The organism is Gemmatimonadaceae bacterium (assembly GCA_036504815.1).
In the GTDB taxonomy this organism is placed as follows: domain Bacteria; phylum Gemmatimonadota; class Gemmatimonadetes; order Gemmatimonadales; family Gemmatimonadaceae; genus PNKL01.
Genome location: DASXUN010000025.1, coordinates 40,785 through 67,408 on the forward strand (window position 1 = coordinate 40,785; position 26,624 = coordinate 67,408).

The following is a 26,624-nucleotide window of genomic DNA, read 5'->3' on the forward strand; positions in this document are numbered from 1 at the left end:
CTACCTCACCGACACGGTGAACGGCACCGTACGCAGCACCGTGGGATCGGGCTTCTCGTACTGCAGGTCGAGGCGGAACTCGGTCGCTTCCTTGCCCTGCTGCATGATCACGTCGCTGCGCACGAGCGTCACGTTCATCAGGAACGGCGACGCCTCGAGCGCCTTCATGAACCGCGTCAGCGCCTGGATGTCGACCGTGTTGCCGACCACCTGCAGCCGCAGCACGTTGTCGTCCTCCGACGCCGGCACCGGCGCGCCGCCGGGCCCCTTCTTGGGCGCGGCCTTCGACACGCCGGCCTGCACCTCGGGCGGATCGGTCGACACGGTGCTGGTCTGCACGACCGAGCGCAGCCACACGTACGGCGGCATGGCCCGGCTGATTTCGTCGAGGATGTGCGGCCAGATGAGGCGCGTGCCGTCGATCGCCGAGATGACGGCGATCTGGCGCTGCACCGAGTCACGCTGCGCCTCGGCCTTCGACCGTTCGGCGATGACCGACGCATAGCGCGTGGAGTCCTGCACCGCCTTCTGCTCACGCTCGGTGAGCGACGACTCGCGGTTGGACTGGTAGAACCACATGGCGCCGATGGCGAGGAGGCCCACCGCCACGCCGCCGATGGCGGCCATGAGCCACGGATCGCGCACGCGCGACGAGAAATCCTTGAACACCTCGCCGACGCTGCCGAGGTTGAACGAGGAACCCCCGCTCCGCGTCTTCTTGCGCGCGCCGGGTAGGAGATTGATTTCAATCATGATGCGCTCTGGGCCCGGGTCAGGCGGGCTGGCGCAGCGCCAGACCGATAGGGAGCATCAGCAGGGGCGCTACTTCGTCCGTGACGAGGGGATCAAAGGCCCCGTCGCGGACCCGCAGGTTGGCCAGAGGATTGGCGTGCTCGACTTGCACGCGCAGGCGCGCCGCAAGCACGTCGGAGAGCCCAGGAATGCGCGAACCGCCGCCGCACATGTAGACCGCGCGCATCGGCGCGGCATTGCGCGACGACGACGCCAGGAAGGCGGCGGCGCGCTCGATGCCGACGGCGATTTCCTCGCCGCGCCCTTCGAGCACCGCGTCGAGGTGCGGCGAGCGGTCGTAGCCCTCGAGGAGTTGCGACGCCTCATCCGCCCCCAGTCCGCGCTCGCGCTGCAGGTCCTCGCGGAACCGGCGCGTGCCGACCGACAGGTCACGGGTGAGGATCGGCACGCCCTCGTCGAGGATGTTGATGTTCGTGACTTCGTGCCCGATGTTGACCAGGCCGACGACCCCCTGCATCGCGTCGGGATAGCTCAGCTCGAACGCGTTGTGCAGCGCGAAGGCGTCGACGTCCACGACCGCCGGGTTGAGCCCCGCATCGGCGAGCAGCCGCAGCTTGGCCTCGACCAGCTCGCGCTTGGCGGCCACCAGCAGCACGCTCATCTCGGGGCCGTCGCCGGCCGGATCGAGGATCTGGAAGTCCAGTTCCACCGATTCCATGTCGAACGGCACGTGCTGTTCCGCCTCCCAGCGCATCAGCTCGCGCGCCTGCTGCTCCTTCACGCGTTCGATCTGGATCTTCTTGATGATGACGTCGCGGCCGCCCACGGCGGCGACGACGTCCTTGGCCGTGACGCCGGCCGCCTGCATCGTGGCCTGAATCGCGTCGGCGACGATCTGGGGATCCATCACCTCTCCCTCGACGATCGCGTCGGCGAGGAGGGGAGTGATGGCCACCTTCATCAGCTCAGGCTCGGTGCGGGAATGGTCAATCACGGCCACCTTGACGAGGCCGGATCCGACATCGAGCCCTACTGAGGTCTTCTTGCGACCGAAGAGCGCCATCTGCGAACCGGCCCTCAGGCGAGGAGTGCGATCAGGCAACCGCGCACCGCGCGGCATCCCGACGATGGACCACGTGTTCGCGTGCTGGAACCGCAAAGTTGCAGACGGTTACCGCACGCGGTCAATAGTTGTAACACGCGCAAATTGCTGGCTTGGCTTGCAGTTACGCCAACTCAGCAATCCGCGGCATCACCCCCAACCCCTGACCTGACAGTCGGGTACGGCGAGGGTTCCGCCCCATTATCACGAGCGGGGGTGGATATAGGTAACAGCCCGGGCGTCACCTTGATGGCAACCGGATCCATCCGGCCGCCGTGGCGGAGGCCCAGCGACCGCGGCCGACCGAGTCGGGAATCCACCTCACGAGCAGCCGATACGACGCACGTGCGGTCCCCTGGACCAGCGGTGCCCCCGCCTCCAATTCGACAAGGGCGTAGGGCGCCGCCGCGCCGATCAGGCGCCACGACGCCTGCGCTCGCCCGGCGCGGCTGGTCCCGCTTCCAATGAGCGCACCCGGAATCATCCCGTCGCAGCAGGTGCTGTCCGGTGCGAACGCCAGCGCCGCGGCGCCGCCGCTCGCCGCCGCCACCGCCAACTCGGCGCGCGCGACGTCCAGCGCCGCTTGGCGGGTGGCCAGCAGGGCGCGCTGGGCGCTGACGGCCACAGACATCGCCATGACGAGCAGGGCGGCCAGCACCACGGGGAGCGCAAACCCGTGGGCGCGGCTCACGGCGCGGGGCCCACGGGAAGGCGTGCCGCGCGCTCCGATTTCCGCCCGGCCACGCTGGTCCGAACGGCGACGTCCACGGCGAGTGTTCGTCCATCGGCGCGCGGGACGATGCGGAGTTCCAGGCCGCGCTGCACGGGCGGGGCGAGCGGCCCGGCGATGGGTTGCGCCGCCCCGCAGGTGGGCGTGCACGAGCGCTCCCCGAACCACCAGGTTCCGTCGCCCGCCCGGTACTGCGTGTACCGGACCACGCGCCAGACGCGCACGGGAACCGCAAGCGCCGGGACGGTCGTCGGGACCACGGCGCCTAGCAGGAGCCGCGTCCCACCGGCCGGGCAGGAGGCCGAGGCCTGCTGGGTGCCCACGGCCGCGATCGTGGCGCGCCACTCCGCGTGCAGGCTGGTATCCACCAGCGCGAGGGAATCACCGGCCCGGGCGGGACTCCACCATGCCTCCGACGCCGACACAATCAGGCGCGCGGCATCGTGATCGCACGCGCGGGCGAACAGGCGCAGCGACGCCAGGTCCAGCGCGGTGTCGCCCAGCACCGCGACGGTCCCCGCGGCATGGTTCACCTCGGCACGCAGCACCTCGTGGACCTCCCGGACGATCTCGTCGGCCCGCGCCTGCGCTGTGCGGTCACGCTGCAGACGAACCTGCTGCACGAGGCCGCGCGTCACGGCCGCCAAAATCACGGCTCCCAGCGCGAGGGAGACCAGCAGCTCCGCAAGTCCCATCCCCCGTCGTGATCTCATGGTTCGCAGCCGATGGTCGCCTGCAGGCCGCGCGCGAGCGCGGGGCGCGCCGGGACTTCGATCGTGTCGCGAAACGCGAACTGCCCATTGGCCGTCGCCACGGTCCACCGCTCCCGGATCCCGTCCCCCTGCGCCACCCCGGACAGGGCGGCGCCGCAGGATCGGCCCTGCAGCGAATCGAGACGCGCGATGATGGCGGCCGCCACGCGATGTCGCAGGCGTGCGTCCCCTTCGAGCCGCGCCAGCGCGCCGGCGGCGCGCACGTAGGCGGCGAGTCCGACGGTGAGGAGCACGAGCGCCGTGAGGAGCTCAACGACGGAGAAGGCTCGGCGATTGGTCATGCGCCCAGCGTACCGTGCCTTCGCGGCGGAGCATCACCGTTCCATCACGCCGCGCATCGAATGCGCCCGCGGGGCCCGCAACGACGATGGGCCGGGATCGCTCCCGGCCCATCGTGCCCCACAGCGCAATCAGGTCAGTTGCAGACCGGCTCGCCTTCGTTGGTGGCGGTGCCGCCCACCGAGATGGCGCACGTGCGTGCGGTCGACGCGTGGCCGGCCGTCGCGCTCCAGCCCGTCGCCGTCACGGCGCCCATGGTGACCGTCACGCCGCTCGACGCCTTGTAGTTGGTGCCCATGGCGGTGATCGACGAGGCATAGCTGCTGTTGTTGTCCGAGAAGTATGCCTCCTGCGCGGTGACGAGATTGCGGAGGTCCGACTTCATCGAGGCCACATAGGCCTTTTCCTTCGTGTTCGCGAACTTCGGAATCGCGATCGCGGCCAGGATGCCGATGATCACAACCACGATCAGGAGTTCAATGAGCGTGAAGCCCTTGCGATGTGACAACATGTGCAGCTCCGGAAAAAGTGACGCCGCGTGGCGCGGGTGCAGGCGATGCCGTGCATCGTCTGGCACCACGCCACGCGGCGGTGCTTCGCAACTGTCGTGCTGCGGTGCTGGCTGCGGAGGAGTGACAGGTAACCCCTCCTAAAGAACACCGGCGCGCCGGGAGGCCCCAGCGCGCCAGGTCAAGCTACGTTACGCTCGCTGCAGCGAAATCAGTTGCAGACCGGCTCGCCTTCGTTCGTCGCCGTGCCGCCCACCGAGATGGCGCAGGTCTTCGTCGTCGACGCATGGCCGGCCGTCGCGGACCAGCCCGTCGCCGTCACCGTGCCCATCGTGACCGTCACGCCGCTCGAGGCCTTGTAGTTCGTGCCCATGGCGGTGATCGACGCCGCGTACGTGCTGTTGTTGTCCGAGAAGTACGCTTCCTGAGCCGTCACGAGGTTACGAAGGTCCGACTTCATCGAGGCCACATAGGCCTTTTCCTTCGTGTTCGCAAACTTCGGGATCGCGATGGCGGCCAGAATGCCGATGATCACGACGACGATCAGGAGCTCAATCAGGGTGAAGCCTTTCTTGTTCGAAAGCATTCGTTTGGTCTCCAACGCGTGTGGGGTGAGGTTCGGCGCCTGAAACAGCGCATCGAACGGACGTTCGGATTCGCGTGCCGTAACAATGCAATTGCCTTGCCAGAGCGATTCTATGTGCATAAGATAATGATATATAACAAGTTACACATCATCAACTGATTCCGTTACCGTTTGCACTCGGCGCGCTTTGCCTCTCGAAAACGCAGATCGCCAGAGGGATGAAAGATCCTGTTCGTCGTGTTTTTTTACAGTTGTCTCGTTGTCACACAACTGCACAGCTCGCTTGCACCTGAGCCAGCTAGCGTGCACCGGAGCCCCGCCGAGCCAGCCATTTGGCCCCGATGGTGGGGTCCAGGCTGTCATTGGCAACCAACGCGCTGTCCGCCCGCTCAATGATGTACTGAAACGCCCGCCGGTACATCCCGTCCGCGATGGCCACGCGTGACGTCGTGCGGGCACGCCGCCACTGCGCCAGTTCAAGCTGGCAGGCGGCAATCGAGACCGTCGCCAGGGCCAGTTCGGGCTCGAGCGACAGCGCCTTCCGGTACAGCGGAATGGCCGCCTCGCAGAGGTGGGCCTGCCGATACCGGTGCGCAAGATCCATGTACGGCGCGTGGTAGTCCGGCATCAGTGCGATGGCCATCTGCCACTCGCGTTCGCCGTCGCGGTACCTGTTCTTCAGGAAATACTGGCCACCCAGCGCGTAGTGCGCCTTGAAGTTGAGCGGCGACTCGGCGGCCATCAGCTCGAACGCCGAGTCGGTGTCGTGCCAGAACGGATTCCGCTGCGTGCTGCGCGTCACGCCGAACACGAGGGCCGCAACGCACGCCGCCGGCACCAGCGGACGCAGCGGCGAGCGCAGGGCGCGCAACCGCTCACGCACCGCGTCCACGCCGCAGGCCACCACAAGCATCGCCCCCGCGCTCGGCAGATAGAGCGTGCGCTCGGCCAGCAAGATGCCCGTCGCAAGCAACACGTTGCTCACCGGGGCCACGAGGAGCACAAACCAGGCGATGCCGAAGGCCACCGCCGGCCGGCGCCGCATGGTGAGGAGGAACAGCGCCGTGGTGCTCACCAACAGGAGGATGCCGCCCAGATGCGACGCGTCGAGGGTGTGGTGCACCTCGAGCTGGCGTGGCGAGTAGTCCGCGTACAGGCGCAGCGGCGCGAGCATGAGCCGCCCGTACTCGGGCAGGACGTTGAGCATGATGAACGCGCGCTCGATCACGCCCTGATGCAGCAGCGACGGATGCGGCACGTCGCCCCCGATGGCGCCCAGCACGCGCACGCGCACGACGAGGAAGGCGCCCGCAATGATCACCATCGGCCAGAGCAGCAGGCGCAATCGACGAAGGCGCGGCATGACAGGCGCGTCGCGATAGAGCAGCAGCTCGGCCGCGATCAGCAGCGCGGGGAGGACAATGACGTGTTCCTTGGTGAAGATGCCGCCGAGGAAGAGGGCGATGATTCCCAGGCCGGTTTCACGTCGCAGCGGTCCCGTGCGGCGGTCGCGCGCGTAGCAGCCGACGGCCCCGAGGATGAACAGGGCGGCCCAGAGCTCGGCCTGGCCCACGACGTTCGCGACCGCCTCGACGTGCACGGGATGCACCGCGAACAGTGCCGCCGCGAGCCACGCCACGCGCGTCGGGACGAGGAAGCCGAGCGTCCAGAACAGTGCCACCGCGCCGGCGGCCGACAGCACCACGTTGACGAGATGGAAGACGAACGGCGATCCGCCGCCGATGGCCCATTGCAGCGAGTAGGCGAAGATGACGAAGGGACGGTAGAGCCCCGCTCCGTTCTGCATGGGCCAGTACGACTCCTCGAAGTACCGCCAGAGCGGACGGAGGGCGTGCACCCGGCCGTTCTCGGCGATGATCCAACGGTCGTCGTACGTGAAGCCGTTGCGCAGGCTCGTCGCCGCGGCCGCGAGCGCGAGCACCGCCACCAGCAGCGCCAGCAGTCCCCATCGTGGATCCGGGAGTGGCGCGGGTCGGGTGGGACCCGCGCCGGCGCGTGCCGCGCCGCTCGCGGACGCGTTCGCCGACGGTGCCGTCACGAGAAGAAGTTGAAGCGCACGATGTGCCAGAACGCCGCCACGCCGTCACGCCAGCCGATCTTCTTGCCCTCGGCGTAGGTGCGTCCCGAATAGCTGATCGGCACCTCGAAGATGCGGACGTTGGCCTGCGCGAGGCGCGCCGTCACCTCGGGCTCGAACCCGAACCGGTCGCTCGTGAGGCGCAGCGAGCGCGCCAGGTCGCCACGGATCGCCTTGTAGCACGTCTCCATGTCGGTGAGGTTCAGGTTCGTCGCCATGTTGCTGAGGAGGGTGAGCAGCCAGTTGCCCACCGAATGCCAGTAGTAGAGCACGCGATGCGGGCCGCTGAGGAACCGCGAGCCGAAGACCGCGTCGGCGCGCCCGTCGACGATCGGGCCGAGCAGCGTCGGCCAGTCGGCCGGGTCGTACTCCAGGTCGGCGTCCTGCACGATGACCACGTTGCCCGTGCTCGCGGCCAGCGCCGTCCGGATCGCCGCCCCTTTCCCCCGGTTGACCTCGTGGCGGAGGAGCACGTCGATGCGTCCCGCCTCCTTGAGCTCCCCGAGCTTCGCCCACGTGCCATCGGTCGAGCAGTCATCCACGCACACCACCTGCTTGCGGACGCTGACGGCATGCACCTGATCGAGGATGAGCTCGATGGTTGACTGCTCGTTGTAGACCGGGATGAGGACCGACAGGACGAGGTCGCCTTCATTGATCGGCGTGCGGCCTCGCATGCGGGGAATGGAGGGAACGTGGGTCGGGGTGGCAGGCATGGGTTGTCGAAGGCGGTGGGCGGGCCGACAGGTCCTAGCGGACTACATCATACACTATCACACCCGACGTGTCGGCGGCGACGAGCTTCAGGCGGCCGCGCTGCACCAGTTGATGGGCGGCGCGGAGCGACTCACGCTCCGCCACGAGCACCCAGCGGGGGTGATACGCATCCAGCACACTCTGCATCTGTGCCGCCACCTCGGCATCGGTCCGTTCGCGCACGTGCTGCACGGCGGTGAGGGCGAGGAGCGGAACCGCCGGACGTCCCGCATACAGGTGCACCATCGCGTCCTGATCGGAGGCGACGAGACCATCGCGCGGCAGGGCCGCGGCCACCTTGGCCGCCGACACGCCCATGTGCGCATTGGCCTGTTCGCCTGATTCCCACATGCGCGTGGGCCAGGTGCGAACGTGCCAGACAACGAACAGCAGCGAGAGCGCGGCGGTGGTGGCGCGTCCGATGTGGCGGACCGAGGCGGAACGGTCGCCACTGCTCACGTGGCCAGCCCCAGCGGCGACGGCGATCAGGACGATGGGCCACAGCGGCCAGAGGAAGCGATCCGGCGGGAACGGCCAGACGAGGAGCAGCGCCCCGTACGGAATCAGGAGAAGCAGTGTCGCGGATGCGCGCGGCCAGAGGCGGCGCGCGCCAACACGCGCCAGCGCGACGAGCACGACGATCGCAGTGGCCTGCACCAGCCAGTGGCTGCCGGACAGGCCGAAGAGCGTGAGCGGGATCAGCAGGCCGCGCAGGTTCACGGCGATCACCTCGCGCACGAACGCTACGCCGCCGGTGCGCCACGCATCGCCCAGCCAGGGCCCGTACGCGCCGTAGGCACCGGCCACGGCATCCGGAACGGCGCGTGCATGCGCGGAGGCCCAGAGCTGCCACGGGACGAGGACGATGAGCGCGCCCGCGAGCAGCAGCGCCGCGTCGCGCCAGCGACGGCGGAGGCCGAGCATCACGAGTGCCGCGGGCAGCAGGGCGATGCCGACCGTGCGCAGCAGGGCGAGCGCGCCCGTGGCGAGCCCCAGCGAGAGGAGCAGACGCGGCGAAGGGCGCGCGTTGGCCTCGAGCGAACGATCAACGACGGGCAGCAGCCCGAACAGCGCCGCCATGAAGGCCGTCTCCGAAAAGAGCAGGCCGTTGAGGAAGAGCACCGGGACACTCGCGACGCTCGCGATGGCCACGACCGACGCGGCAATCGGACCGAGCCCGCCGGAGCGACGCCCGAGGGCGCGGATCGCGAGCGCGACCACTGGCAGAAGGACGATGTTGACGAGCTTGAAGTACACGACATTGGCCGGGAAGCTCGGCGCCATCCACCAGATCGGTGCAAGCAGCAGGGGGTATCCGGGCGGGAAATGCGCGGCGGCCGGTGCCCCCGGCAGGTTCATGTACCGGTAGCCATCGCCGTGCGCGAGGGCCCGTGCGAGGATCAGGTAGTGGCCATCGTCCTGAAAGAAGCCGACCGGCAGCGCATTCATCGCAAAGAGGCCGAGCAGCAGGGCGATGGCCGCCGTGGCCATCGCGGCGCGGCGCTCGAGGGCGAGGGGGTCGTCGTTCATGGGCGCTCCCGCAGGGCGAAGGCCGATCCGCCGCCCGGAACCGCCGGCAGTGCGGTGACCGCCGGCGCATCGGAACGCGCGGCCCAGAGCGGCACGGCGTCAATTTCCGCCGTGCCGCGCGACAGCACGAGCAGGTGGGGGTGAAAGCGCGCCGCGAGCGCGCCGAACTCGCGCGCGTACTGCGGCAACGGCTTGTCCCGCACATGCTCGGCGGGAGTCAGCATCGACACCGGCATCGTTCGGCGTCCGGTGTAAAGCGCAATCATCACGTGGCCATCGCTGGCCACGAGGTCGGTTGGCGCCGCATGCGTGGCGGTCCACTCGACGAGCGGCCAGAGGCGGCGGGTCATCTCCGCCTGCGGCGCTCCCGCCCATCCGCGCGCCAGTCCGCGCAGTGCGTAACCGCCCTGTCCAACGAGCAGCAGGGCGACCACGAGCACCGCCGCCCTTGGAGCGACCGGCCATCGCCCCGCGAACGCGTGGCCCACGGCACGCGCGCCCGCGACGAGCACGATGCCGGCCATCGGCCAGACGGCCCACACGAAGCGCTCGGGATTGTACGGCCAGAGCAAGACGACCGCACCGTACGCCAGCAGGAACGCGGCGATGACGCTCGCTCGACGCGACAGCGCCGCGAGCCCCGCGCCAAGCGTCAGGACGACCGTCGAGGCAGCGAGCCATTGCACCAGGCGGGGAAGACCGGGCGCGAAGACCAGCCCAAACGCGCGCCAGAGATCGCTCGCGTTGCGCACGAGGACGTCCCAGGCGAGCGCCGGCTCCCGTTGGTAGCCGGCAATCACCCACTCGAGGTACGGGCCGTAGCTGCCACGCAGCTCATCCGGAAAGCCCCGCGACGCCTGCCATACCCACCATTGCCATGGCGCGAGCGCGACGACGGCGCAGGCGGCCACGACCGCAGCTTCGCGGCGTCGGTGTCGCCACCAGAGGGCGAGCAGCGTTGCGGGGAGCAGGACGCCGCCCAGCGTGCGCACCAGCGTGAGCGCGGCGATCGCGAGGCCGGCGAGGATGGCCGGCTGCGTGCCACCGCGTTCCACGGCATCCTCGGCAAGCCACAGGCTGCCCACGAGGACCGCGAGGAAGAACGGCTCGCTCAGCAATACATTGGACAGCACCAGCACGGGCGCGGTCAGCGCGCAGATGGCCACCGCGAGCGCGGCGGGGCCGGCGCCGTTTGACAGGTACCGCGTCGCGAGGCGCGCCGCGCCGTACACCCCGGCCGCGAGGAAGACCGGGTTCAGCAGCTTCAGGATCGCGACGTTCGCGGGAAACTCGGGCGTCACCTTGAGCAGCGCCGCGAGCACCAGCGGGAAGAGCGGCGGGTAGTGAATGGCCGGCGGCGCGCCCGGCAGGTACGTGTAGCGATAACCGTCACCCGCCGCGATCGCCTTGGCAGACAGCAGGTAGACGCCGTCGTCCCAGAAGACGCCGATGGGGCTGGGCGTGACGTTCGCGATCGCACACGCGAGCACCACGAGCGCGGCGATTCCCGCCGCCAGCCATGGCGGACGAACGGACGCCCACTGCGGCGCGCCGCGGCGCGCCGCGGTGTCCGTCACGTCTCCACCCCGTAGCGCGCCAGCTTGCGGTGCAGCGTGGAGGGATCGATGCCGAGCGTCTCGGCGGCGCGCGTCTTGTTGCCCTGCTCGCTCTGCAGGACCCACAGGATGTACGCGCGTTCAATCGTGTCGAGCGTGGGATTGGGCGTCGGGCGCTCCGCGACCAGCGGTTCCGCCCGGCGCTCGGCGAGCCGCTCCGGCAGCGCCATCACCCCGATGACCGGCCCGGTGCTCAGGATCACCGCGCGTTCGAGCGCGTTCTCCAGTTCGCGCACGTTGCCGGGCCACGCGTACTCGCCGAGCATCTCCAGCGCATCCTCGCTGAGACGCTTGGGCGGCTCGCCCCGCTGGACGGCGGCGGCCTGCAGGAAGGCCTCGGCCAGCAGCGGGATGTCGTCGCGCCGATCGCGCAGCGGCGGCAGGTGAATGGCGATGACGTTGAGCCGGTAGAAGAGATCGCGCCGGAACGCACCGCGCTTGATCTCCTCCTCGAGATCGCGGTTGGTGGCCGCGATGATGCGCACGTCGATCGGCTCGGCGTCGGTGGCGCCCACCGGGATGATCTCGCGCTGCTGCAGCACGCGCAGGAGCTTGACCTGCGTGGCCTGCGTCGTCTCGCCAATCTCATCGAGGAAGAACGTGCCGGCCGCGGCGGCCGTGAAGAGCCCCGACTTGTCCTTCACCGCGCCGGTGAAGGACCCCTTCACGTGACCGAACAGTTCGCTCTCGAGCAGCCCTTCGGGGAGCGCGCCACAGTTGATGGAGAGGAACGGCCCATCCGCCCGCGCCGACAGGTCGTGCAGGTAGCGGGCCACCACTTCCTTGCCGGTGCCGGACTCGCCGGTGATCAGCACCGTCGACTCCGTCCCCGCGACCGCCTCGGCCATGCGCATCACTTCCAGCCACTTCTTGCTGCCGCCGATCGGCGCGCCCTCAGTGGCGCGGTCGCGCCGGCGAATCTCCTTCTTCAGCGTCGTGTTCTCGACGCGCAGGTTCCGGTGCTCCGCCGCGCGCCGCAGGATGGCGATGAGTTCATCGTTGCGGAACGGCTTCTGGATGTAGTAGAAGGCGCCCTCGTTGACGGCCTGCACCGCCGTCTGCAGCGTCGCCTGCGCGGTCATGAGGATGACCGGCACGTCCGGATCCTTGCGACGCGCGGCGGCAAGGATCTCCACGCCGGTGACCTGCGGCATCCGCACGTCGGTCAGGACGATGTCGTGCGCGCCCCGCTCCAATGCCTCGAGACCGGCGCGTCCGCCTTGCGCGACCTGCGGTGCGAAGCCCTCGCTGCGCAGCAGGATCTCGAGTGTTTCCAAAATGCCCGTCTCATCATCGACAATGAGGACCGTGGGCCGGCCGATGGCGTTCACGCGGAATCTCCAGATGAGTGGGGCGTGCGCGGCAGCAGCACCGAGAAGCGCGTGCCGGCGGCGGCCGTGTCGACGAGCACGTAGCCCTTGTGCGCCTCGACGGCGCGATGCGTCACGGCGAGGCCGAGGCCGGTGCCGCCGACCTTGGTGGTGCTGAACGGTTCGAACAGCCGCTCGGCGATCTCGGGGGCGATCCCAGGCCCCTCGTCGGTGACGGCGATTTCGAAGGCGCCGCCGTCGAACGAAACTCCCGACGGCAGTTGGCGGCGTTCCACCGCGCGGGCCGTGACACGCACGGTGCTGCCCGCGGGCGACGCCTGGAGCGCGTTGAGGATGAGGTTGAAGATGGCGCGGTGCAGGAGGTCCTCATCCCCGAGGAAGGAGAGCGCGTCGCCATCGACCTCGACGTCGAGCCGGACGTTCTCGGCGTGATGCGGATGGGCGAGCGCCAGCGTGGCCGCACCGCGCGCGATCTGGCCCAGGTCGACGTTTTCCATGCGCGTCACGCGCACGCGCGCGAAGTCGAGGAACTCGGTCAGGACGCGCGAGAGCCGTCCGGACTCGCGGACGATCAGGTTGCCGAGAATGCGTTCGTCCTCGGTGGCCGCGGGCCGGCGCGACATCTGCTCGACCGCGCTCTGGATCGACGCGAGCGGGTTGCGGATCTCGTGGGCCAGCGAGGCCGACAATTCGGCCACCGCCTCGAGCCGCTGCGCGCGCAGGTTGAGCTGTTCGAGCCGCTTCTGGTCGCTGATGTCCTGGAAGATGGCCGTTGCCGAGCGCGGCACGTGCTGTCCGTCGCCCGCATCGGAGGTCGTCGTCACGCCCACCGGGAAGACCGCGCCGCCGCGCGTGAGGAATCCCTCGGCCCGGCTGAGATGCACGTGGTCGCGCAGCGCGTGGTCGAGGGCGTTCCCCACCACCGGCGCCACCCGGCGCAGGTCGGCGAGCACCGGACGGCCGATGGCCAGGTCGAGCGGGAGTCCCAGCAGCTCGTTGGCCATCGGGTTGGCGTACTGGAGCGCGCCGAACTCATCGACGGTCAGGATGCCGGAGCGGATGTTTGCGAGGATGTCGGCGGCGCGCAGCCGGGCACTGGCGAGTTCCGCCTCCAGCCGCTCCGTCCCCTGCCCGCGTTCGCGCAGCCGCGCGGCGATGGAACTGGTGCCGAACGCCACGGTGACGAAGACCACCAGTTGCAGCGTGAGGGCGAGCGAAAGCGGACCTGCCCCGACGACGATGACGTCGGCGACATAGAACGTGCTTCCAAGCCCGGCGACGAGCAGCGCACCGCGAGTGGGAAGGAGCAGCGCGGCGGCGGCATTCACGAGGATGTAGAGCGCGGCAAATCCGGAGGCCAAGCCGCCAGTCACGTGCACGACCGACGTCACGATCAGCACGTCGAAGACGAACTGGCCGTACATGAAGGCGATCGTCGGCGACTTGCGCTGGACGCCGGTCCAGATGGCCGACGGGACCGTCACCACCATCGTCAGCGCAAAGGCCAGCGACGCGACGAGCGTGTTCTCCGGATCCGTGATCTGCCAGACCCGAATGGCTGCCACATAGATGGACGTGGCCAGCGTGAAGCGCGCCAGATAGAGCCAACGCACCACCCGGCGAGGATCGAGCAGTCCCCGAACCTTGTCGTCAGCGGTCTGGAAGAAATTCGCGCGCATCGTCCTCCGGGCCGGGGACTGTTGCAGGATGCAAGAAATTCAGGATGGGGAAGCTCGACGCATTATGCAAGAACAGTCTCGGTCGCGCCACTATTAGATTACGTGGCTGGGCGACGCCGCCCCCTCTCTCCCGCCCTGAGTCGCCGTCATGGCACCTGACGACCCGCTCGCCGTGAATGAAACCGTGGCCATACCGCGCACGGAGTTGGACGTGCGCGCCTCGCGAGCGGGCGGCCCGGGGGGACAGCACGTGAACACCTCATCGACGCGGATCGAGGTCACGTGGAACGTCCGAACCACGGCCGCACTCGGCGACGAACAGAAGGCGCGCGTGCTGGTGGCGCTCGCCACGCGCCTCGACGCCAGCGGCGCGCTGCGCGTGGTGGCGAGCGACACCAGGAGCCAGCGGCAGAACCGCGAGCTGGCCGAAGAGCGCCTCGCCGCGCTCGTGCGACGCGCACTGGTCGTGAAGCGCGCCCGCAAGAAGACGCGTCCGACGCGTTCCTCGGTGGAACGCCGGCTTACCACCAAGCGGATCGCGGGCGCGAAGAAGCGCGACCGGCGTTACCGCGGCGACGACTGATGATACTTCCGAAGCTGGTCACCACCCTGCGCGGCTATGATCGTGCGCAATTCTCCAAGGATCTCGCCGCCGGCGTGATTGTCGGCATCGTGGCGCTGCCGCTCGCCATCGCCTTTGCCATCGCCAGCGGCGTCGGCCCGCAAGCGGGGCTTTACACGGCCATCATCGCGGGCTTCCTGATCTCCGCGTTCGGCGGTTCCCGCGTGCAGATCGGCGGTCCCACCGGCGCCTTCATCGTCATCGTCTACGGCATCGTGCAGCAGCACGGCGTCGGCGGCCTGACGGTGGCGACGATCATGGCCGGGGTGATCCTGATCGCGCTGGGCCTGGCGAAGATGGGGGGCGTCATCAAGTACATCCCCCATCCGGTGACGGTCGGCTTCACGAGCGGCATCGCCGTCGTGATCGCCAGCGGACAGGTCCGCGATTTCTTCGGGCTGGCGCTCGAGCGGGTGCCGGCGGAGTTCGTGCTCAAGATCGAGGCGCTCGCCGAGCATGCGTCGACGGCGAACGTCACTGCCGTGGCGCTCGCGGTGGTCACCGTGGCCATCGTGCAGACGGCGCACCGGTTCACGACGCGCATCCCGTCGCCGTTCATCGCGCTGGTGCTCACGACGGCCGCCGCCCAGCTGCTGCCGCTGGACGTCGCGACGATCGGCAGCCGGTTCGGGACCATCGACGCGTCCTTCCCCGCGCCGCACATCCCGTCGGTCTCGCTGTCGACGATCCTGTCGCTCGTTGGTGCGGCCTTCGCCATCGCCGCCCTTGGCGGCATCGAGTCGCTCCTCTCCGCCGTCGTGGCCGACGGCATGATCGGCAGCCGGCATCGCTCGAACATGGAACTCGTCGCCCAAGGCGTGGCGAACGTCGTCACGCCGTTCTTCGGCGGCATCCCGGCGACCGGCGCCATCGCGCGCACCGCCACGAACATTCGCGCTGGCGGACGGACGCCGGTGGCGGGGATCGTGCATTCCGTCACCCTACTGCTCATCACGCTCTTCGCGGGGAAGTGGGCGGCCTACATCCCGATGCCGACGCTCGCGGGCATCCTGATGGTCGTCGCGTACAACATGAGCGAGTGGCGGACCTTCCGCGGCCTGCTGAACGCGCCGCGCGGCGACGTGGCGGTGCTGCTGACCACGTTCTTCCTGACGGTCTTCGTCGACCTCACGGTGGCGCTCGGCGTGGGCATGGTGCTCGCGTCGTTCCTGTTCATCCGCCAGATGGGCGAGGCCACCACCGTGCGGTCGGTGACGGACGATGACGCCGATCGCGCCCTGCGAGCCCTCGACGTGCCGCCCGGCGTGCTGATCTACGAGATCGACGGACCGTTCTTCTTCGGCGCGGCCGAGAAGTTCCGCGACACGATGGCGGAGATCGAACGGGCGCCCAAGGTGCTGGTGCTCGACGTGGCGCGGGTGAACGTGCTCGACGCGACGGGGCTGGGCGTCATCCGCGACCTCGTCAAGAAGGGGCGGCACGACCGGACGTCGCTCATCCTGAGCGGGGTGCATTCGCAGCCGATGATCGCGCTCGGCAAGAGCGACCTGCTCGACGAGATCGGCGACGACAACCTGGTGCCGACCGTCGAAGCCGCCGTGCGGCGCGCGCGCGAGATGATCGCGATGCGCACCACCGGCGGCCACGCCATCCCCAAGGCCTGACGCGACGCGCTAACGCCGCTTGTAAGCGATCCCCACCTGCACGGTGAGCAGGTCGGCCCGCGAGGAGCGCGGCATCATCACCGGATTGTTGTTCGCGTCAAACGTGATGTCGCGCTCCGTGAGGTAACGCGCCTCGCCGTTCCAGTGATACCGAACGCCTATGTCCACGGCGAGGCCGTTGGAGCCGACGGGAATGTAGAGCCCCCCGTACAGCGTCTTCGCGAACGTCGCGTCGTGATAGTTGGTTGAAGAGGCGAAGGCCTCGCTGTGGTACTGGTCCGACCCCGACACGCTCGATCCGGTGACGAAGGAGGCGAACCCGATGCTGCCGCCGACTTAGGGGGTGACCGTTCCCTTCGGCGCTCCGGCCTGAAGGCCGACGCCGCCCGTGAAGATGTTGTTGGTGGTGTTGACGTCCACGTTGATCAGGCCGAGCGGCCCGCTGCCGAGCGGGACGCGCCGTGTGCGCGAGCCGTAGATGTCATAGCCGAGATCGGCGCGCACGAAGAGCGGTGAGCGCCCGATCTGCCAGCCCACGAAGCCGTTGGCCCCGAAGGCGGCGTTGACGTTGCTGGCGAACTCTCCCTGTGGCGAACCGTAGTGCAGCGTCCCGCCGAGGACGACGGACCGCGGCAGCTGCTGCGATGGCGGTTCCATGTACTGGGCGCCGAGCGGCGCGCCGGCCGTGGTGAGGAGGGCGAGAAAGACGATCGATTTCATGACGGCGCTCCGACGCGACCGTGCCGGCTTGACGATGGACGATGGCGCGAGACGCATCCACCGCGTCCCGCGCCACTCCCTACTCTTGCATCAACCTGCGAGTTTCAGGGCCAGAAGGTCAACGACCAGTCGTCGCCGAACGGGTCGCCCGGAGGCGGCCGGAGTGCGGGGGTGAGCGCCGGCACCTCACCCTTGTCCTGGTAGCGGGCAATCAATTGCGCGATCGCCAGCCAGTGCGCCTTGGCCCCGTCGTTCGTCGCGGCGGCAGCGCGCGCCGCGGCCGCTTCGCGCAAGCGGCCTAGCTCGAACTCCACGATGGCGCGCACCGGCGGCGCGGCCTCCTTGTCGGCGGCCAGCGTCACCAGGCGATCGGCGACGGTGCGCTGCGTGACCCGCTGCAGTGCCACGAGCTTGCCGCTCGCGGGCGCGGGCGCGTCCCACGTTCCCTTCACGAGCGCACCGATCGCCTCGTGCAACGAGTATCCGTCGGCCGTGCGCGCCGCATACTGCACGATGCGCGCCGCGCGTTCGCGCTGAAGTATGCCGTCCACGATCATGCCGGCGAGCGTGCGGGCGGCGCCGAATTCATCGAAGGCGGGATAGGTGCGCGAGCCGGGCAACTCGACGTTGCTGTTGGCATCGAGCCGCGGCGTGAAGAGCGTCAGCACGGTGTCCGGAATCGCGAGTTCCTGCGGCTCGAGGGCGCCGAGCAGCTGCTGCATGGCCTCGCGTTGGCGCGCCGCGGTGATGATGCGGGTGGCCTGCTGACCGTCGCCCTTGACCGGATTCGCGTACTCGAGCCCGCCCAGCGTCTTCGTGACGCTGTTCAGCGCGAAGCGATGGAAGAAGTAGAGCAGCGGGAAGCGGTCCTGCAGGATCTCCAGCGGCTCGCCGTCGCGAACATTGCGCAGGCCGAAGCGCTGCATCGCGAGACGGCGCGCCGCCATCTGGTGCTGCAGGAACTCGCCGGCGGTGGCGGCGTCGTCCCACAGGTTGGTGCGCGGATCGGCCGCGTTCTCGGGGCGCGCGTCGCCGTCGCTCAGGTAGAGGTAGCCCTTCTTCAGGCCGTCAGCGACGATCGCCCTCAGCGAGTCGGCTTCGCTGGCCGGCGGGAAGACGCCGTATCCCCAGTGAATGGCCCAGATGTCGTACGCGCCGGGGCCTTTCGCGTACGCGGCGCTGATGTCGATCTGCCCGTTCCGCACGCGGATGCGCGGGGCCGGATAATCCATCACCGAGCCGCGCTCGTAGGTGCTCGCGATGTAGTTGTGGCCAAGGCCGAGGGTGTGTCCCACCTCGTGCGCGCTCACCTGCCGGATGCGCGAGAGCACGAAGGCGGTGTCGGCGGCAGCCACGTCGGCACCGAGGAAGGCGGCGTAGATGTTGTAGTCGGTCCGGTTCCGGTGCGAGTCCATGCGCGCCATCCCCTTCAGCATCTCGCCCGTGCGCGGATCGGTGAGCGCGCCGCCCACCGACCAGCCCCGCTCGTTGCGGTTGATCCACTGCACCACGTTGTAGCGCGCGTCCATCGGGTCCGCGCCTTCCGGCAGGAGCTCCACCTTGAAGCCGCCCTTGAGGCCGGCGCGGTCGAACGCCTCGGTCCAGAAGGCCACGCCCTCGAGGGTGGCGGTGCGCAGCGGTTCGGGGATGCCGCGATCGACGTAGTAGACGATCGGATTCCTGATCGGGCTCTTCGGGTCGTTCGGATTCACGCGCTCCAGCCGATGGCGCGAGGCCCACGTCTTCTCGAGCTGGCCCTGCATCGGCGTCGCGTAATCCTTGAACGTGACGCCGAAATAGCCGACGCGCGGGTCGGCCTCGCGCGGCCGGAACGCGCCGTCCGGAAGCCGCAGGAGCGTGAGGTGCTGGCGGAAGTCGAGCGCGCGCGCGTCGGGGACGAAGCGGCGCAGGGCGCCGCCCGGCTCGCCCGACGCGGCCAGTGTGAGCGCGACGTCGATTTCGGTGTTGTCGGGGAAGGCCTTCGTGTACGGCTTGTAGACGTGTGAGCGGTCGCGCGCCACCGCATAGCTCCCCTGCCGGTTCCGCGAGAGGGTGGCGGCGATGTCGTTCCAGTCGCGCAGCACGAGCTCCGTGGCATCGACGAGCAGGCGGCCGCCCTCCTCCGCGAGCAGCGGGAGTGCCGCCACCGTGCTGCTGGCAAAGCCCTCGGCGACGGTGCGCTGATGGTCGGCGCCGGCGCTGGAGCGATACTGCGTGTTCTCAAAAGTGAGGAGCACGCGCTCCCCCGTGCGCTCGAAGCGCGCGACGCGCACGCCGCCGCCTGATCCGCGGTCGAGGCCGAGGTCATTGGAGCCGAGCCCCGTGGCGAGCGTCGTCATGAAGAGTGCACGCGTGGCATCGCCCGGGAGCTCGAGCCAGACGGCGCCGGTGCGGTCGTTCAGGTAGACCGGGATGAATCCGTCGCGTCGTTCGAGGCCGGCGGTGCGCGCGGCGATGGAGGTGGCAACCGGCGTCGGTTGCTGGGCCGGGGCGGCGGACGCGGCGAGCGCGGCAGCCGCGACGGCGGCGAGCGACAGGCGGGAGGCGGTCATTGGAGGCTCGGTGGACGGAGGACGCGCTCAACCTCGCCACGGCGGCAAATCGCCGCAAGCGTCGCGCGCGCAAAAGGGCCGCCGGCAGTCTGCCGGCGGCCCTCGGCGCGCCCGGGGTTCGCCCGGCTTACGGCTTGACCATCGACTTCACGGCATCCGGCAGGGCGAAGACCTTGGCATCCACCGCGTCCCACTCGTACGAAGTGAAGGTCAGCACCACGTCACCCTGCGGCGTGCGCTGCGTGATCTTGCCCGGCAGCTTCACGCCGCCCTGATCCTTGTAGTCGGACATCACGACGGTGATGTCGATCTTGCCCATCTGCGGGTTCTCCATCGTCCGCGTCATGCCGGCCGCGAGCCCCGTTTCGACGTCGAAGTACTGCATCGACTCGCCGGTGCCGTCGCCCCGCACGAGCTTCACCTTGTAGCACTTGCGTCCCTCGAAGTCCTCGGCGGCAACCGTCTCGATGGTCGTGTACTTGCTGAGGTCGGGGAAATCGGAGAAGAAATCGGCCTGCTGCTTCATCTGCGATGCCTGATCACCTGACATCACGCTCGCGCCCGCCATCGGGTTGATGGTCCACGCGGTGGTGCCGTCGAAGCCGCTCGTCATCTCGCCGAACTGGCCGAGGGTGATCTGCTGCAGGTAGAGCGCCGGCTTGGCGCGATACATGTGCAGGGCGCCGTCGACGCCCATCGCGGCCATCGAGAAGGTGCCCGTGATGTGCACGGAGGTGTGCTTGTCCATCGCATCCCGGCCGCCGATCGCGGCGATGTGCTTGCCAAGGACCGTTTTGCCATCCGGCAACGCCTGCGCGGAGGCGACCGCGGGAATCAGGCTGGTCACGAGCAGCGCGGAAAGCGTGCGGCGAAAATTCATGGTGGACCTCGAGATTGACTGGTCCGGCCGTCGGTGGCCGGTCGCCATCGTGAAATCTGGTGGAGCGCCACGGAGCGGCGCCATACGCGCCGTGCGGTGCGTGCCGCCTGTACGGCCGTTGGGCCGTCAGAAGTTTCGCGCGGGGTCCGGCGCGGAAACTGGCACGGCGATAGGCGCGCGCACCGACGCGGGTTCCGGCCGCTCTACCGGGGCGCCGGGAGGCCGGCCTCGATCGCCAGGCGCACGCGCTCTCGCTGACGGTCGCTGCCGCCGACGAGGATGGCGATCAGGTTGTTCTGCACCAGGAACATCGGCGGTTCGGCGAAGGGATTCGGCTGTCCCTTGGGAATCGCCGAGAGGGTATCTATGGTCGCGCTGACCTTCTGGCGGGACAGGCTGTCGGCGAAGATCCAGGCGAGGAGGTGCGCCTTGCCGACACGCAGCCCCACGGGGGGCACCGGCAGTTTCGGATGCGACGGCAGCGAGTCGTCGGTCCGTGGCGCGAGGCCCGCATTCACCAGGCGCTCGGTGAGCTGCACCTTGTCCCAGCGTCCCGTGGCAGGCGTGTGCGGCGCGACGCGCACCTCCTGCGCCACCGCCTCCACGTCGCGCCGCGCCTTCGCGGCTCGCACGATGCGCGGGTCCTCGCCGCAGGCGGCGAGGAGGAGGAGCGCCGTGAGCGCCGTCGCGCGGCGTGCGGAGGTGTGCGGCAGCATATTTTGGAATATGGCACAGAAGCGCGACGACGACACGGACGATGCCGCCGAGCCCGTCCGGCTGGACAAGTGGCTGTGGGCCGCGCGGTTCTTCAAGACGCGGGCCATCGCGGTGGACGCGATCGCGGGCGGCAAGGTGATGTACAAGGGGGAGCGGACGAAGCCCGCGCACGTCGTGCACCTTGGCGACGAGTTGCGCATTCGGCTGGGGCCGTACGAGCACGTGGTACATGTGCGCGCGCTCACGCCGCGCCGCGGGCCCGCGAAGCAGGCGCAACTGATGTACGAGGAGACGCCGGAGTCGGTGGCCGCCCGCGCGCGGCTGGCGGAGCAGTTCCGGGCCGCGAGCGCCTTCAACCCGCAGGCCGGCTGGACCGATTCGAAGAAGGACCGGCGGGAACTTCGGCGGGTCCGCGGCAAGGAGTAGGAGCGGACGCGTTGCGCGGACCGGCTGGGGGCCGCTACAATTCGCGGACTGAACGGGAGCCCATCGAATGACCAACCAGCACAACGTGTCGCCGTCGTCTCAGGGATGGGGCGTGGCCGCCTTCATCATCATCCTGGCCATCGTGGCCAACACGGTGGTGTACCGGATCCACAAGGCGACCTACCTGCAGCCGGACGCACCGGCGACCGCGGCGGCTGAGCATTAGCGGGGCGAGTCTGCCCGGGTGCGAACTGAAGCGGCGGAGGCCATCGAGGCCTCCGCCGCTCTGATTTCCCCGTTCGACTGCCGGTCAGGTCTTGTGCCGGAAGGTGATCCGGCCGCGACTCAAGTCGTAGGGTGAGACCTCCACCGAGACCCGGTCGCCGGCCAGCACGCGGATGCGATGTCGCCGCATCTTGCCGGCCATCGTGGCCAGCACATCGTGCCCATTGGTGAGGTGCACGCGGAACGTGGCACTGGGAAGCACTTCGGTGACGGTGCCCTCGAGTTCGATCGCTTCTTCCTTCGCCATATATCCGGGTAGTCGTGAGGCGGCCTTTTCACCTGCGCCCCAGCCGCGGGGGAAACGGCGTAATTTAGCCAAAGAGACGGGAATAAGACAGAGTACGACGGAATACGATAGAATCCGACAGAATCCGACAGAATCCGACAGAATGGGACAGGGGGTGGGACCTTCGGACTGGTCTCGGGGGATTCAAGCCACCCTCCGACTTCCATACGATTCCAGCGGGGCCCAGCCACCCCAAGGCGTCATACTGCCTTGCTCTGTATTGCTCTGTCGTACTCTGTCGTACTCTGTCGTACTCTGTCGTACTCTGTCGTAGTCTGTCGTTCTCTTTCCCCGCCTGTTACCGTCCACGTTCCCCCTCAGCCCCAGCCATGCGCCGTCACCTCGCCCTCGCCCTATTTGCCGCTGTTGTGGCCGCGCCCGCGGCCGTCGCCCAGGCTCCGTCCTCCTTCGAGGCCGAAATCAAGCAGCGAACGCAGGCGGTGCTGCCCCAGGTCGTCGCCTGGCGCCGGGACCTGCACGAGCACCCGGAACTGGGCAACCGCGAGACGCGCACGGCCGGCATCGTCGCGGCGCAGCTGCGCAAGCTGGGCCTCGAAGTGCGCACCAATGTCGCAACCACGGGGGTCGTCGGTGTGCTGCGCGGCGGCAAGCCGGGCCCGGCCGTCGCCTTGCGCGCCGACATGGACGCCCTGCCCGTGACGGAGGAAGTCGACCTGCCGTTCCGGTCGCGCGTCCGCGCCGAGTACAACGGGCAGCAGGTCGGGGTGATGCACGCCTGCGGCCACGACAATCATGTCGCGATGCTGCTCGGTGCCGCGACGGTGCTCGCCGGCATGAAGGACAAGCTGCCGGGAACGGTCACGTTCCTGTTCCAGCCAGCGGAAGAAGGCGCGCCGGCGGGCGAACGCGGCGGCGCGGCGGTGATGATGGAAGAGGGCGCGCTGGACAACCCGAAGGTCGAAGCGGTCTTCGGGATGCACGTGCGTCCCGGCCGCTTGGGTGAGATCGGCTATCACGCCGGCGGGGCGATGGCGAGCAGCGACCAGCTCAACATCGTCATCAAGGGGCGCCAGACGCACGGCGCCGTGCCGTGGGGCGGCATCGATCCGATCGTCGTCTCGGCGCAGGTCATCAATGCGCTGCAGCCCATCGTGTCGCGGCAGATGAATCTCGCGCTCGCCCCTGCCGTGCTGACCATCGCGACCATTCACGGCGGCGTGCGGCACAACATCATCCCCGACAGCGTGGTGATGACCGGCACGCTGCGCATGTTCGATCCCGAGATGCAGCGGGACATCCACGCGCGCATCAAGCGCACCGCGGCGGACGTGGCCGCGGCGTGGGGGGCCACGGCCAGCGTCACGATCACGACGGGGACGCCGGTGCTGGTGAACGACCCGGCGCTCACGACGCGCATGGTGCCGACGCTCGAGCGGTACGCCAAGAAGGCGATTGCCGACATCGCGTGGACGCCGTCGGAGGATTTCGCGCTCTATCGCCAGAAGGCGCCGATCCTGTTCGTCTTCATGGGGGTCACCCCCGACAGCGTGCGCGTCGAGGATGCAGCCTCCAACCACAGCCCGCGCTTCTTCGCGGACGAATCGGCGCTGCCGTACGGCGTGCAGGTCCTTGCGGGACTCGCCGCCGATTACCTGAACGCCCCGCGCGTGCGGCCGTAACGGGTCGTGCCCCTCGCCGAACTGGCCCAGCCGCTCGCCGAGGCGCTGCGCTCCGCGAATCCCGTGGAGCTCATCGCCGTGGCCTTCGGATTGGTCAGCGTCTATCTCTCGGCGCGCGAGCACATCGTGAGCTGGCCGACGGCGATCGTGAATGTCGCCATCTTCTTCGTGCTGTTCTGGAAGGCGAAGCTCTACGCCGACGCGGTGCTGCAGCTGGTCTACCTCGTGCTATCGCTGTATGGCTGGTATGAATGGTTGTACGGCGGCGCGCAGCACTCCCGGCTGCAGGTCTCGCGGACGACGCGGGCGCAGTGGACCGTGCTGGTGCCGCTCTTTCTCGTCGTCGGCCTGGGCCTGGGCGCCCTGCTCGATCGCTTCACCGACTCGCCCGTCCCGTACTTCGATGCCCTGCTCACGACCGCGAGCCTCGTGGCGCAGTGGATGATGACGCGGAAGCTGCTGGAAAACTGGATGCTGTGGATTGCGGCCGACCTCGTCTACGTGCCGCTCTTCATCCAGCGCGGCCTCCCGTTCACGGCGGTGCAGTACGCAGTTTTCCTGCTGCTGGCCGCGATGGGCTGGCACGGCTGGCGCCGGTCGTTGCTGTCGCACGCCACGGGGCGCCCGTGACCTGGCGCGTGGTGGTGACCGGCTCCGAGTGCACGGGCAAGACGACGCTCGCCCGGCTCCTCGGCGCGCATCTTGGCGCGCCGTGGGTGCGCGAAGCGGCGCGCACCTACGCCGAGTCGCGCTGGGGCGCGCTCACCGCGGCCGACGTGGAACCGATCGCGCGCGCCACGCAGGACGCGCTGCACGCCGCCCTCGCGCGGTCACCCGCGGTGCTCGTGGCGGACACCGACCTCGTGAGCACGATGGTGTATGCGCGCGCCTATTACGGTGACTGCCCGGCCTGGATCGAGGCGGCGTGCCGTGCCGAACTCGCCGACCTTTACCTGCTGTGCACGCCGGACCTGCCGTGGGAACCGGACGGCGTGCGCGACCGGCCGACGACGAACGACCGCCGCGCGATGCACGACGCCTTTGCGGGCGCGCTGCACCAGCTCGGAGCGCGCGTCGTGCCGATCAGCGGCCTCGGCGAGGCGCGCACCGCCCTGGCATTGAAGGCCGTCTCTGATCTCCTGCCGCGCGAGGGCACCCCATGAACTCGACCGTCCTCGAACTCGACGCCGCCATCCTGCAGGCGGCCATCACCGCGCTGGCCGGCGGCCTCTGCTTCGCGCTCTATGCGCGCTACGAGCGGCCGTACTTCGCCTGGTTCGGCATGGCGTGGACGATGTACCTCGCCCGCCTCCTCGCGATTCTCGCCTTCATGGTGCAGCAGGATCCGCACTGGCTGTTCTGGCACCAGGTCTTCACGGGGGAAACGGCGCTGGCGCTGCTCTGGACGGCGATCGGCTTCAGCCGCGGCGCGCAGTGGCGAAACCTCTACTGGCTGGCCGTCGCCTTCCCGCCGCTCTGGGCGTACGTCGCCATCTACGAGATGGACAACTTCCTGCTCGCGGCCGGGCCGGCGGTGCTCTTCCTCAGTGTCGCGACGCTCGCCACCGGCGCCATGTTCTGGCGCTTCCGGATGCGCAATCCATCGAGCGGCGCCTCGATGCTCGCCGTGACGTTCCTGCTGTGGGGGTTGCATCACCTCGACTATCCGATCTTGCGCGCCCGCGGCGTCTGGACGCCGTGGGGCTACTACCTCGACATCCTCTTCCTGCTTGGCGCCTGCGCCGGCATCCTGCTGCTGGTGAATCACGAACTGGCCGACGGCCTGCGGCTGCGGACGGAGGAACTGGAACACCTGCAGCGCCGCATGGTGCGCCAGCACGAGGAGGAACGCCGGCGGCTGTCGCTCGCCCTGCATGACGAGACGGCGCAGGTGTTCGCCGCACTGAAGCTCGAACTGGGCGCCATCGGGGAGCGCGTGGACGACCAGTTGCGCCGGCGCGTGGCGCGCGCGGTGACGCTGGTCGACACGGGGCTGACGCAGATCCGCGACGTGACGCACGACCTGCGCCCGTCGCTGCTCGACGACCTGGGCCTGCTCCCCGCGCTGCGCTCGCTCGTGGGCGAGTTCTCATCGCGCCGCGAGGCGCCCACGACGTTCGAGTCGCCGGAGAGCCTGCCCGTGGTCAGTGACGACGCGGAGGTCGCGCTCTTTCGGGCGCTGCAGGAGAGCCTCTCGAACATCAACCGGCATGCCGCGAGCGCACCGGTGCACGTAATAGCTTCGGCCGACGACCACTGTGTGCGCCTCATCGTCTCCGACAGCGGGCCGGGCTTCGATGCCAGCAATCTCGACGCCATCGAGGCCGCCGGCCATCTGGGGCTCGCGGGAATGCGGGAGCGCATCGCCGGGGTGGGCGGCGACGTGCGCTTCGCGAGCGCACCGCGGGCGGGGGTGTCCATTGCCATCGAGGTCCCGCTGGCAGAAGATTCCAGTCAATGACGACATCCATTCGCCTCGTCCTGGTGGACGACCATGTGATCGTGCGCGAAGGGCTGCGGCACGTGCTCGAGGAGGCGCCGGAGTTCTCGATCATCGGCGAGGGCGCGACGGCCGCCGAGGCCATCGCGCTCGCCGCCGAGCTTCAGCCCGACGTGATGGTGCTCGACATCTCGATGCCGGGCGGCTCCGGACTGCATGCCGTGCCCGAAATCCTCGAGCGGGCGCCGCAGACGCGCGTGCTGATGCTGAGCGTGCACGACGACTCGGAGTACATCCTCGAGAGCGTGCGCACGGGCGCGCACGGCTACTGCCGCAAGGACTCCGCGCCGGCGGAGCTGCGCCTCGCCATCCGGACGGTCTTCGAGGGCAATACGTACTTCTCGGCCCTCGTGGCGCAGCGTGTCGCCCAGGCGCTGCGCGAGGGCAAATCGGCGCAGGACATGACGCCGACGCCGCCGCCGGGAACCGAGGTGCTGTCGCCGCGGGAACTCGAAGTCCTGCGGTTCATCGCGCAGGGGCGCGCCAACAAGGAGATCGGCGCCGAGCTGGGGATCAGCACACGCACGGTGGAAGCGCATCGGCAATCGTTGATGAAGAAGCTGAGCATTCACACGGTCGCGGGGCTGACTCGCTACTGCCTAGAACACGGTGTTGATGTAGGGTAATTT

General features: G+C 69.0%; 28 protein-coding genes. 9 read left to right on the forward strand and 19 right to left on the reverse strand.

The features are described from left to right. The 13 genes from VGJ96_13345 to VGJ96_13405 form a co-directional block, all read right to left on the reverse strand. Positions 1 to 753, reverse strand: coding sequence for a PilN domain-containing protein (locus VGJ96_13345; GenBank protein ID HEY3288097.1), 753 nt, complete (start codon positions 751 to 753; stop codon positions 1 to 3). Positions 754 to 772: 19 nt separating this feature from the next. Further along, on the reverse strand, positions 773 to 1,816 hold the full coding sequence (gene pilM / locus VGJ96_13350; GenBank protein HEY3288098.1) for a type IV pilus assembly protein PilM: 1,044 nt from the start codon (positions 1,814 to 1,816) through the stop codon (positions 773 to 775). A gap of 280 nt (positions 1,817 to 2,096) precedes the next feature. After that, entirely contained in the window at positions 2,097 to 2,546 is a 450-nt protein-coding gene (locus VGJ96_13355) for a hypothetical protein (protein ID HEY3288099.1), read from the reverse strand. After that, complete coding sequence (locus VGJ96_13360) at positions 2,543 to 3,298, reverse strand: prepilin-type N-terminal cleavage/methylation domain-containing protein (protein HEY3288100.1); 756 nt, start codon at positions 3,296 to 3,298, stop codon at positions 2,543 to 2,545. Before VGJ96_13360 ends, VGJ96_13355 begins: the two co-directional genes overlap by 4 nt. Beyond that, positions 3,295 to 3,639 carry a hypothetical protein gene (locus tag VGJ96_13365; GenBank protein HEY3288101.1) on the reverse strand — a complete coding sequence of 115 codons (345 nt, stop codon included), beginning with the start codon at positions 3,637 to 3,639 and terminating at the stop codon, positions 3,295 to 3,297. The genes VGJ96_13360 and VGJ96_13365 overlap by 4 nt, the downstream gene beginning before the upstream one ends. Before the next feature lie 134 nt (positions 3,640 to 3,773). Beyond that, positions 3,774 to 4,148 (reverse strand): prepilin-type N-terminal cleavage/methylation domain-containing protein, encoded by a 375-nt coding sequence (locus tag VGJ96_13370; GenBank protein HEY3288102.1) that lies wholly within the window; start codon positions 4,146 to 4,148, stop codon positions 3,774 to 3,776. 209 nt (positions 4,149 to 4,357) lie between these two features. Then, a complete protein-coding gene (locus tag VGJ96_13375; GenBank protein HEY3288103.1) occupies positions 4,358 to 4,732 on the reverse strand; it encodes a prepilin-type N-terminal cleavage/methylation domain-containing protein in 375 nt (124 codons plus the stop codon). A gap of 298 nt (positions 4,733 to 5,030) precedes the next feature. Beyond that, positions 5,031 to 6,791 (reverse strand): tetratricopeptide repeat protein, encoded by a 1,761-nt coding sequence (locus VGJ96_13380; GenBank protein ID HEY3288104.1) that lies wholly within the window; start codon positions 6,789 to 6,791, stop codon positions 5,031 to 5,033. After that, entirely contained in the window at positions 6,788 to 7,507 is a 720-nt protein-coding gene (locus VGJ96_13385) for a glycosyltransferase family 2 protein (GenBank protein ID HEY3288105.1), read from the reverse strand. Before VGJ96_13385 ends, VGJ96_13380 begins: the two co-directional genes overlap by 4 nt. A 73-nt stretch (positions 7,508 to 7,580) precedes the next feature. Next, a complete protein-coding gene (locus VGJ96_13390; GenBank protein ID HEY3288106.1) occupies positions 7,581 to 9,116 on the reverse strand; it encodes a hypothetical protein in 1,536 nt (511 codons plus the stop codon). Continuing rightward, a complete protein-coding gene (locus tag VGJ96_13395; GenBank protein ID HEY3288107.1) occupies positions 9,113 to 10,693 on the reverse strand; it encodes a glycosyltransferase family 39 protein in 1,581 nt (526 codons plus the stop codon). Before VGJ96_13395 ends, VGJ96_13390 begins: the two co-directional genes overlap by 4 nt. After that, complete coding sequence (locus VGJ96_13400) at positions 10,690 to 12,063, reverse strand: sigma-54 dependent transcriptional regulator (GenBank protein HEY3288108.1); 1,374 nt, start codon at positions 12,061 to 12,063, stop codon at positions 10,690 to 10,692. The genes VGJ96_13395 and VGJ96_13400 overlap by 4 nt, the downstream gene beginning before the upstream one ends. Further along, entirely contained in the window at positions 12,060 to 13,742 is a 1,683-nt protein-coding gene (locus VGJ96_13405; GenBank protein ID HEY3288109.1) for an ATP-binding protein, read from the reverse strand. Before VGJ96_13405 ends, VGJ96_13400 begins: the two co-directional genes overlap by 4 nt. A 148-nt stretch (positions 13,743 to 13,890) precedes the next feature. On the opposite strand from VGJ96_13405, the gene arfB reads away from it, so the two are divergent. Next, on the forward strand, positions 13,891 to 14,325 hold the full coding sequence (gene arfB / locus VGJ96_13410) for an alternative ribosome rescue aminoacyl-tRNA hydrolase ArfB (GenBank protein ID HEY3288110.1): 435 nt from the start codon (positions 13,891 to 13,893) through the stop codon (positions 14,323 to 14,325). Then, positions 14,325 to 15,989, forward strand: a complete 1,665-nt coding sequence (locus VGJ96_13415) for a SulP family inorganic anion transporter (protein ID HEY3288111.1) — start codon at positions 14,325 to 14,327, stop codon at positions 15,987 to 15,989. The genes arfB and VGJ96_13415 overlap by 1 nt, the downstream gene beginning before the upstream one ends. Before the next feature lie 9 nt (positions 15,990 to 15,998). Here the strand turns inward: VGJ96_13415 and VGJ96_13420 are convergent, their stop codons facing one another. The 5 genes from VGJ96_13420 to VGJ96_13440 form a co-directional block, all read right to left on the reverse strand. Continuing rightward, positions 15,999 to 16,280, reverse strand: a complete 282-nt coding sequence (locus VGJ96_13420) for a hypothetical protein (protein HEY3288112.1) — start codon at positions 16,278 to 16,280, stop codon at positions 15,999 to 16,001. Positions 16,281 to 16,325: 45 nt separating this feature from the next. Beyond that, positions 16,326 to 16,709, reverse strand: a complete 384-nt coding sequence (locus VGJ96_13425; GenBank protein ID HEY3288113.1) for a hypothetical protein — start codon at positions 16,707 to 16,709, stop codon at positions 16,326 to 16,328. Positions 16,710 to 16,813: 104 nt separating this feature from the next. Then, positions 16,814 to 19,261 carry a zinc-dependent metalloprotease gene (locus VGJ96_13430; GenBank protein ID HEY3288114.1) on the reverse strand — a complete coding sequence of 816 codons (2,448 nt, stop codon included), beginning with the start codon at positions 19,259 to 19,261 and terminating at the stop codon, positions 16,814 to 16,816. A 127-nt stretch (positions 19,262 to 19,388) separates the two neighbouring features. Then, positions 19,389 to 20,141 carry a hypothetical protein gene (locus VGJ96_13435; GenBank protein HEY3288115.1) on the reverse strand — a complete coding sequence of 251 codons (753 nt, stop codon included), beginning with the start codon at positions 20,139 to 20,141 and terminating at the stop codon, positions 19,389 to 19,391. Positions 20,142 to 20,344: 203 nt separating this feature from the next. Continuing rightward, positions 20,345 to 20,857 (reverse strand): hypothetical protein, encoded by a 513-nt coding sequence (locus VGJ96_13440; protein HEY3288116.1) that lies wholly within the window; start codon positions 20,855 to 20,857, stop codon positions 20,345 to 20,347. A 10-nt stretch (positions 20,858 to 20,867) separates the two neighbouring features. Here VGJ96_13440 and VGJ96_13445 point away from each other — a divergent pair, with 10 nt between their 5' ends. Together VGJ96_13445 and VGJ96_13450 are read left to right on the forward strand one after the other, a co-directional pair. Next, entirely contained in the window at positions 20,868 to 21,284 is a 417-nt protein-coding gene (locus tag VGJ96_13445) for a S4 domain-containing protein (GenBank protein HEY3288117.1), read from the forward strand. Between the two features lie 67 nt (positions 21,285 to 21,351). Next, positions 21,352 to 21,510: a hypothetical protein gene (locus VGJ96_13450; GenBank protein ID HEY3288118.1), complete on the forward strand. Its 159-nt coding sequence runs from the start codon at positions 21,352 to 21,354 to the stop codon at positions 21,508 to 21,510. An 84-nt stretch (positions 21,511 to 21,594) separates the two neighbouring features. On the opposite strand, the gene infA is transcribed toward VGJ96_13450, so the two are convergent. Next, positions 21,595 to 21,816: a translation initiation factor IF-1 gene (gene infA, locus VGJ96_13455; protein ID HEY3288119.1), complete on the reverse strand. Its 222-nt coding sequence runs from the start codon at positions 21,814 to 21,816 to the stop codon at positions 21,595 to 21,597. 368 nt (positions 21,817 to 22,184) lie between these two features. On the opposite strand from infA, the gene VGJ96_13460 reads away from it, so the two are divergent. From VGJ96_13460 to VGJ96_13480, 5 genes are read left to right on the forward strand one after another with little or no spacing between them, the layout of a single operon-like run. Continuing rightward, entirely contained in the window at positions 22,185 to 23,495 is a 1,311-nt protein-coding gene (locus VGJ96_13460) for an amidohydrolase (protein ID HEY3288120.1), read from the forward strand. A 6-nt stretch (positions 23,496 to 23,501) separates the two neighbouring features. Next, complete coding sequence (pnuC, locus tag VGJ96_13465; GenBank protein ID HEY3288121.1) at positions 23,502 to 24,125, forward strand: nicotinamide riboside transporter PnuC; 624 nt, start codon at positions 23,502 to 23,504, stop codon at positions 24,123 to 24,125. Further along, positions 24,122 to 24,658 carry an ATP-binding protein gene (locus VGJ96_13470; protein ID HEY3288122.1) on the forward strand — a complete coding sequence of 179 codons (537 nt, stop codon included), beginning with the start codon at positions 24,122 to 24,124 and terminating at the stop codon, positions 24,656 to 24,658. The genes pnuC and VGJ96_13470 overlap by 4 nt, the downstream gene beginning before the upstream one ends. Next, the gene (locus VGJ96_13475) at positions 24,655 to 25,956 is read left to right on the forward strand and encodes a sensor histidine kinase (protein ID HEY3288123.1); all 1,302 of its coding nucleotides are present in this window, start codon (positions 24,655 to 24,657) and stop codon (positions 25,954 to 25,956) included. The genes VGJ96_13470 and VGJ96_13475 overlap by 4 nt, the downstream gene beginning before the upstream one ends. After that, the gene (locus VGJ96_13480) at positions 25,953 to 26,621 is read left to right on the forward strand and encodes a response regulator transcription factor (GenBank protein HEY3288124.1); all 669 of its coding nucleotides are present in this window, start codon (positions 25,953 to 25,955) and stop codon (positions 26,619 to 26,621) included. Before VGJ96_13475 ends, VGJ96_13480 begins: the two co-directional genes overlap by 4 nt. Positions 26,622 to 26,624 lie beyond the last annotated feature (3 nt).

What these genes read in the sequence shown, in the direction of transcription:
- VGJ96_13345 (HEY3288097.1), bottom strand. Translation starts at nt 753, where the DNA reads ATGATTGAAATCAATCTCCTACCCGGCGCGCGCAAGAAGACGCGGAGC.
- pilM (HEY3288098.1), bottom strand. Translation starts at nt 1,816, where the DNA reads ATGGCGCTCTTCGGTCGCAAGAAGACCTCAGTAGGGCTCGATGTCGGA.
- VGJ96_13360 (HEY3288100.1), bottom strand. Translation starts at nt 3,298, where the DNA reads ATGAGATCACGACGGGGGATGGGACTTGCGGAGCTGCTGGTCTCCCTC.
- VGJ96_13365 (HEY3288101.1), bottom strand. Translation starts at nt 3,639, where the DNA reads ATGACCAATCGCCGAGCCTTCTCCGTCGTTGAGCTCCTCACGGCGCTC.
- VGJ96_13370 (HEY3288102.1), bottom strand. Translation starts at nt 4,148, where the DNA reads ATGTTGTCACATCGCAAGGGCTTCACGCTCATTGAACTCCTGATCGTG.
- VGJ96_13375 (HEY3288103.1), bottom strand. Translation starts at nt 4,732, where the DNA reads ATGCTTTCGAACAAGAAAGGCTTCACCCTGATTGAGCTCCTGATCGTC.
- VGJ96_13385 (HEY3288105.1), bottom strand. Translation starts at nt 7,507, where the DNA reads ATGCGAGGCCGCACGCCGATCAATGAAGGCGACCTCGTCCTGTCGGTC.
- VGJ96_13390 (HEY3288106.1), bottom strand. Translation starts at nt 9,116, where the DNA reads ATGAACGACGACCCCCTCGCCCTCGAGCGCCGCGCCGCGATGGCCACG.
- VGJ96_13405 (HEY3288109.1), bottom strand. Translation starts at nt 13,742, where the DNA reads ATGCGCGCGAATTTCTTCCAGACCGCTGACGACAAGGTTCGGGGACTG.
- arfB (HEY3288110.1), top strand. Translation starts at nt 13,891, where the DNA reads ATGGCACCTGACGACCCGCTCGCCGTGAATGAAACCGTGGCCATACCG.
- VGJ96_13415 (HEY3288111.1), top strand. Translation starts at nt 14,325, where the DNA reads ATGATACTTCCGAAGCTGGTCACCACCCTGCGCGGCTATGATCGTGCG.
- VGJ96_13425 (HEY3288113.1), bottom strand. Translation starts at nt 16,709, where the DNA reads ATGAAATCGATCGTCTTTCTCGCCCTCCTCACCACGGCCGGCGCGCCG.
- VGJ96_13430 (HEY3288114.1), bottom strand. Translation starts at nt 19,261, where the DNA reads ATGACCGCCTCCCGCCTGTCGCTCGCCGCCGTCGCGGCTGCCGCGCTC.
- VGJ96_13435 (HEY3288115.1), bottom strand. Translation starts at nt 20,141, where the DNA reads ATGAATTTTCGCCGCACGCTTTCCGCGCTGCTCGTGACCAGCCTGATT.
- VGJ96_13440 (HEY3288116.1), bottom strand. Translation starts at nt 20,857, where the DNA reads ATGCTGCCGCACACCTCCGCACGCCGCGCGACGGCGCTCACGGCGCTC.
- VGJ96_13445 (HEY3288117.1), top strand. Translation starts at nt 20,868, where the DNA reads ATGGCACAGAAGCGCGACGACGACACGGACGATGCCGCCGAGCCCGTC.
- VGJ96_13450 (HEY3288118.1), top strand. Translation starts at nt 21,352, where the DNA reads ATGACCAACCAGCACAACGTGTCGCCGTCGTCTCAGGGATGGGGCGTG.
- infA (HEY3288119.1), bottom strand. Translation starts at nt 21,816, where the DNA reads ATGGCGAAGGAAGAAGCGATCGAACTCGAGGGCACCGTCACCGAAGTG.
- VGJ96_13460 (HEY3288120.1), top strand. Translation starts at nt 22,185, where the DNA reads ATGCGCCGTCACCTCGCCCTCGCCCTATTTGCCGCTGTTGTGGCCGCG.
- VGJ96_13475 (HEY3288123.1), top strand. Translation starts at nt 24,655, where the DNA reads ATGAACTCGACCGTCCTCGAACTCGACGCCGCCATCCTGCAGGCGGCC.
- VGJ96_13480 (HEY3288124.1), top strand. Translation starts at nt 25,953, where the DNA reads ATGACGACATCCATTCGCCTCGTCCTGGTGGACGACCATGTGATCGTG.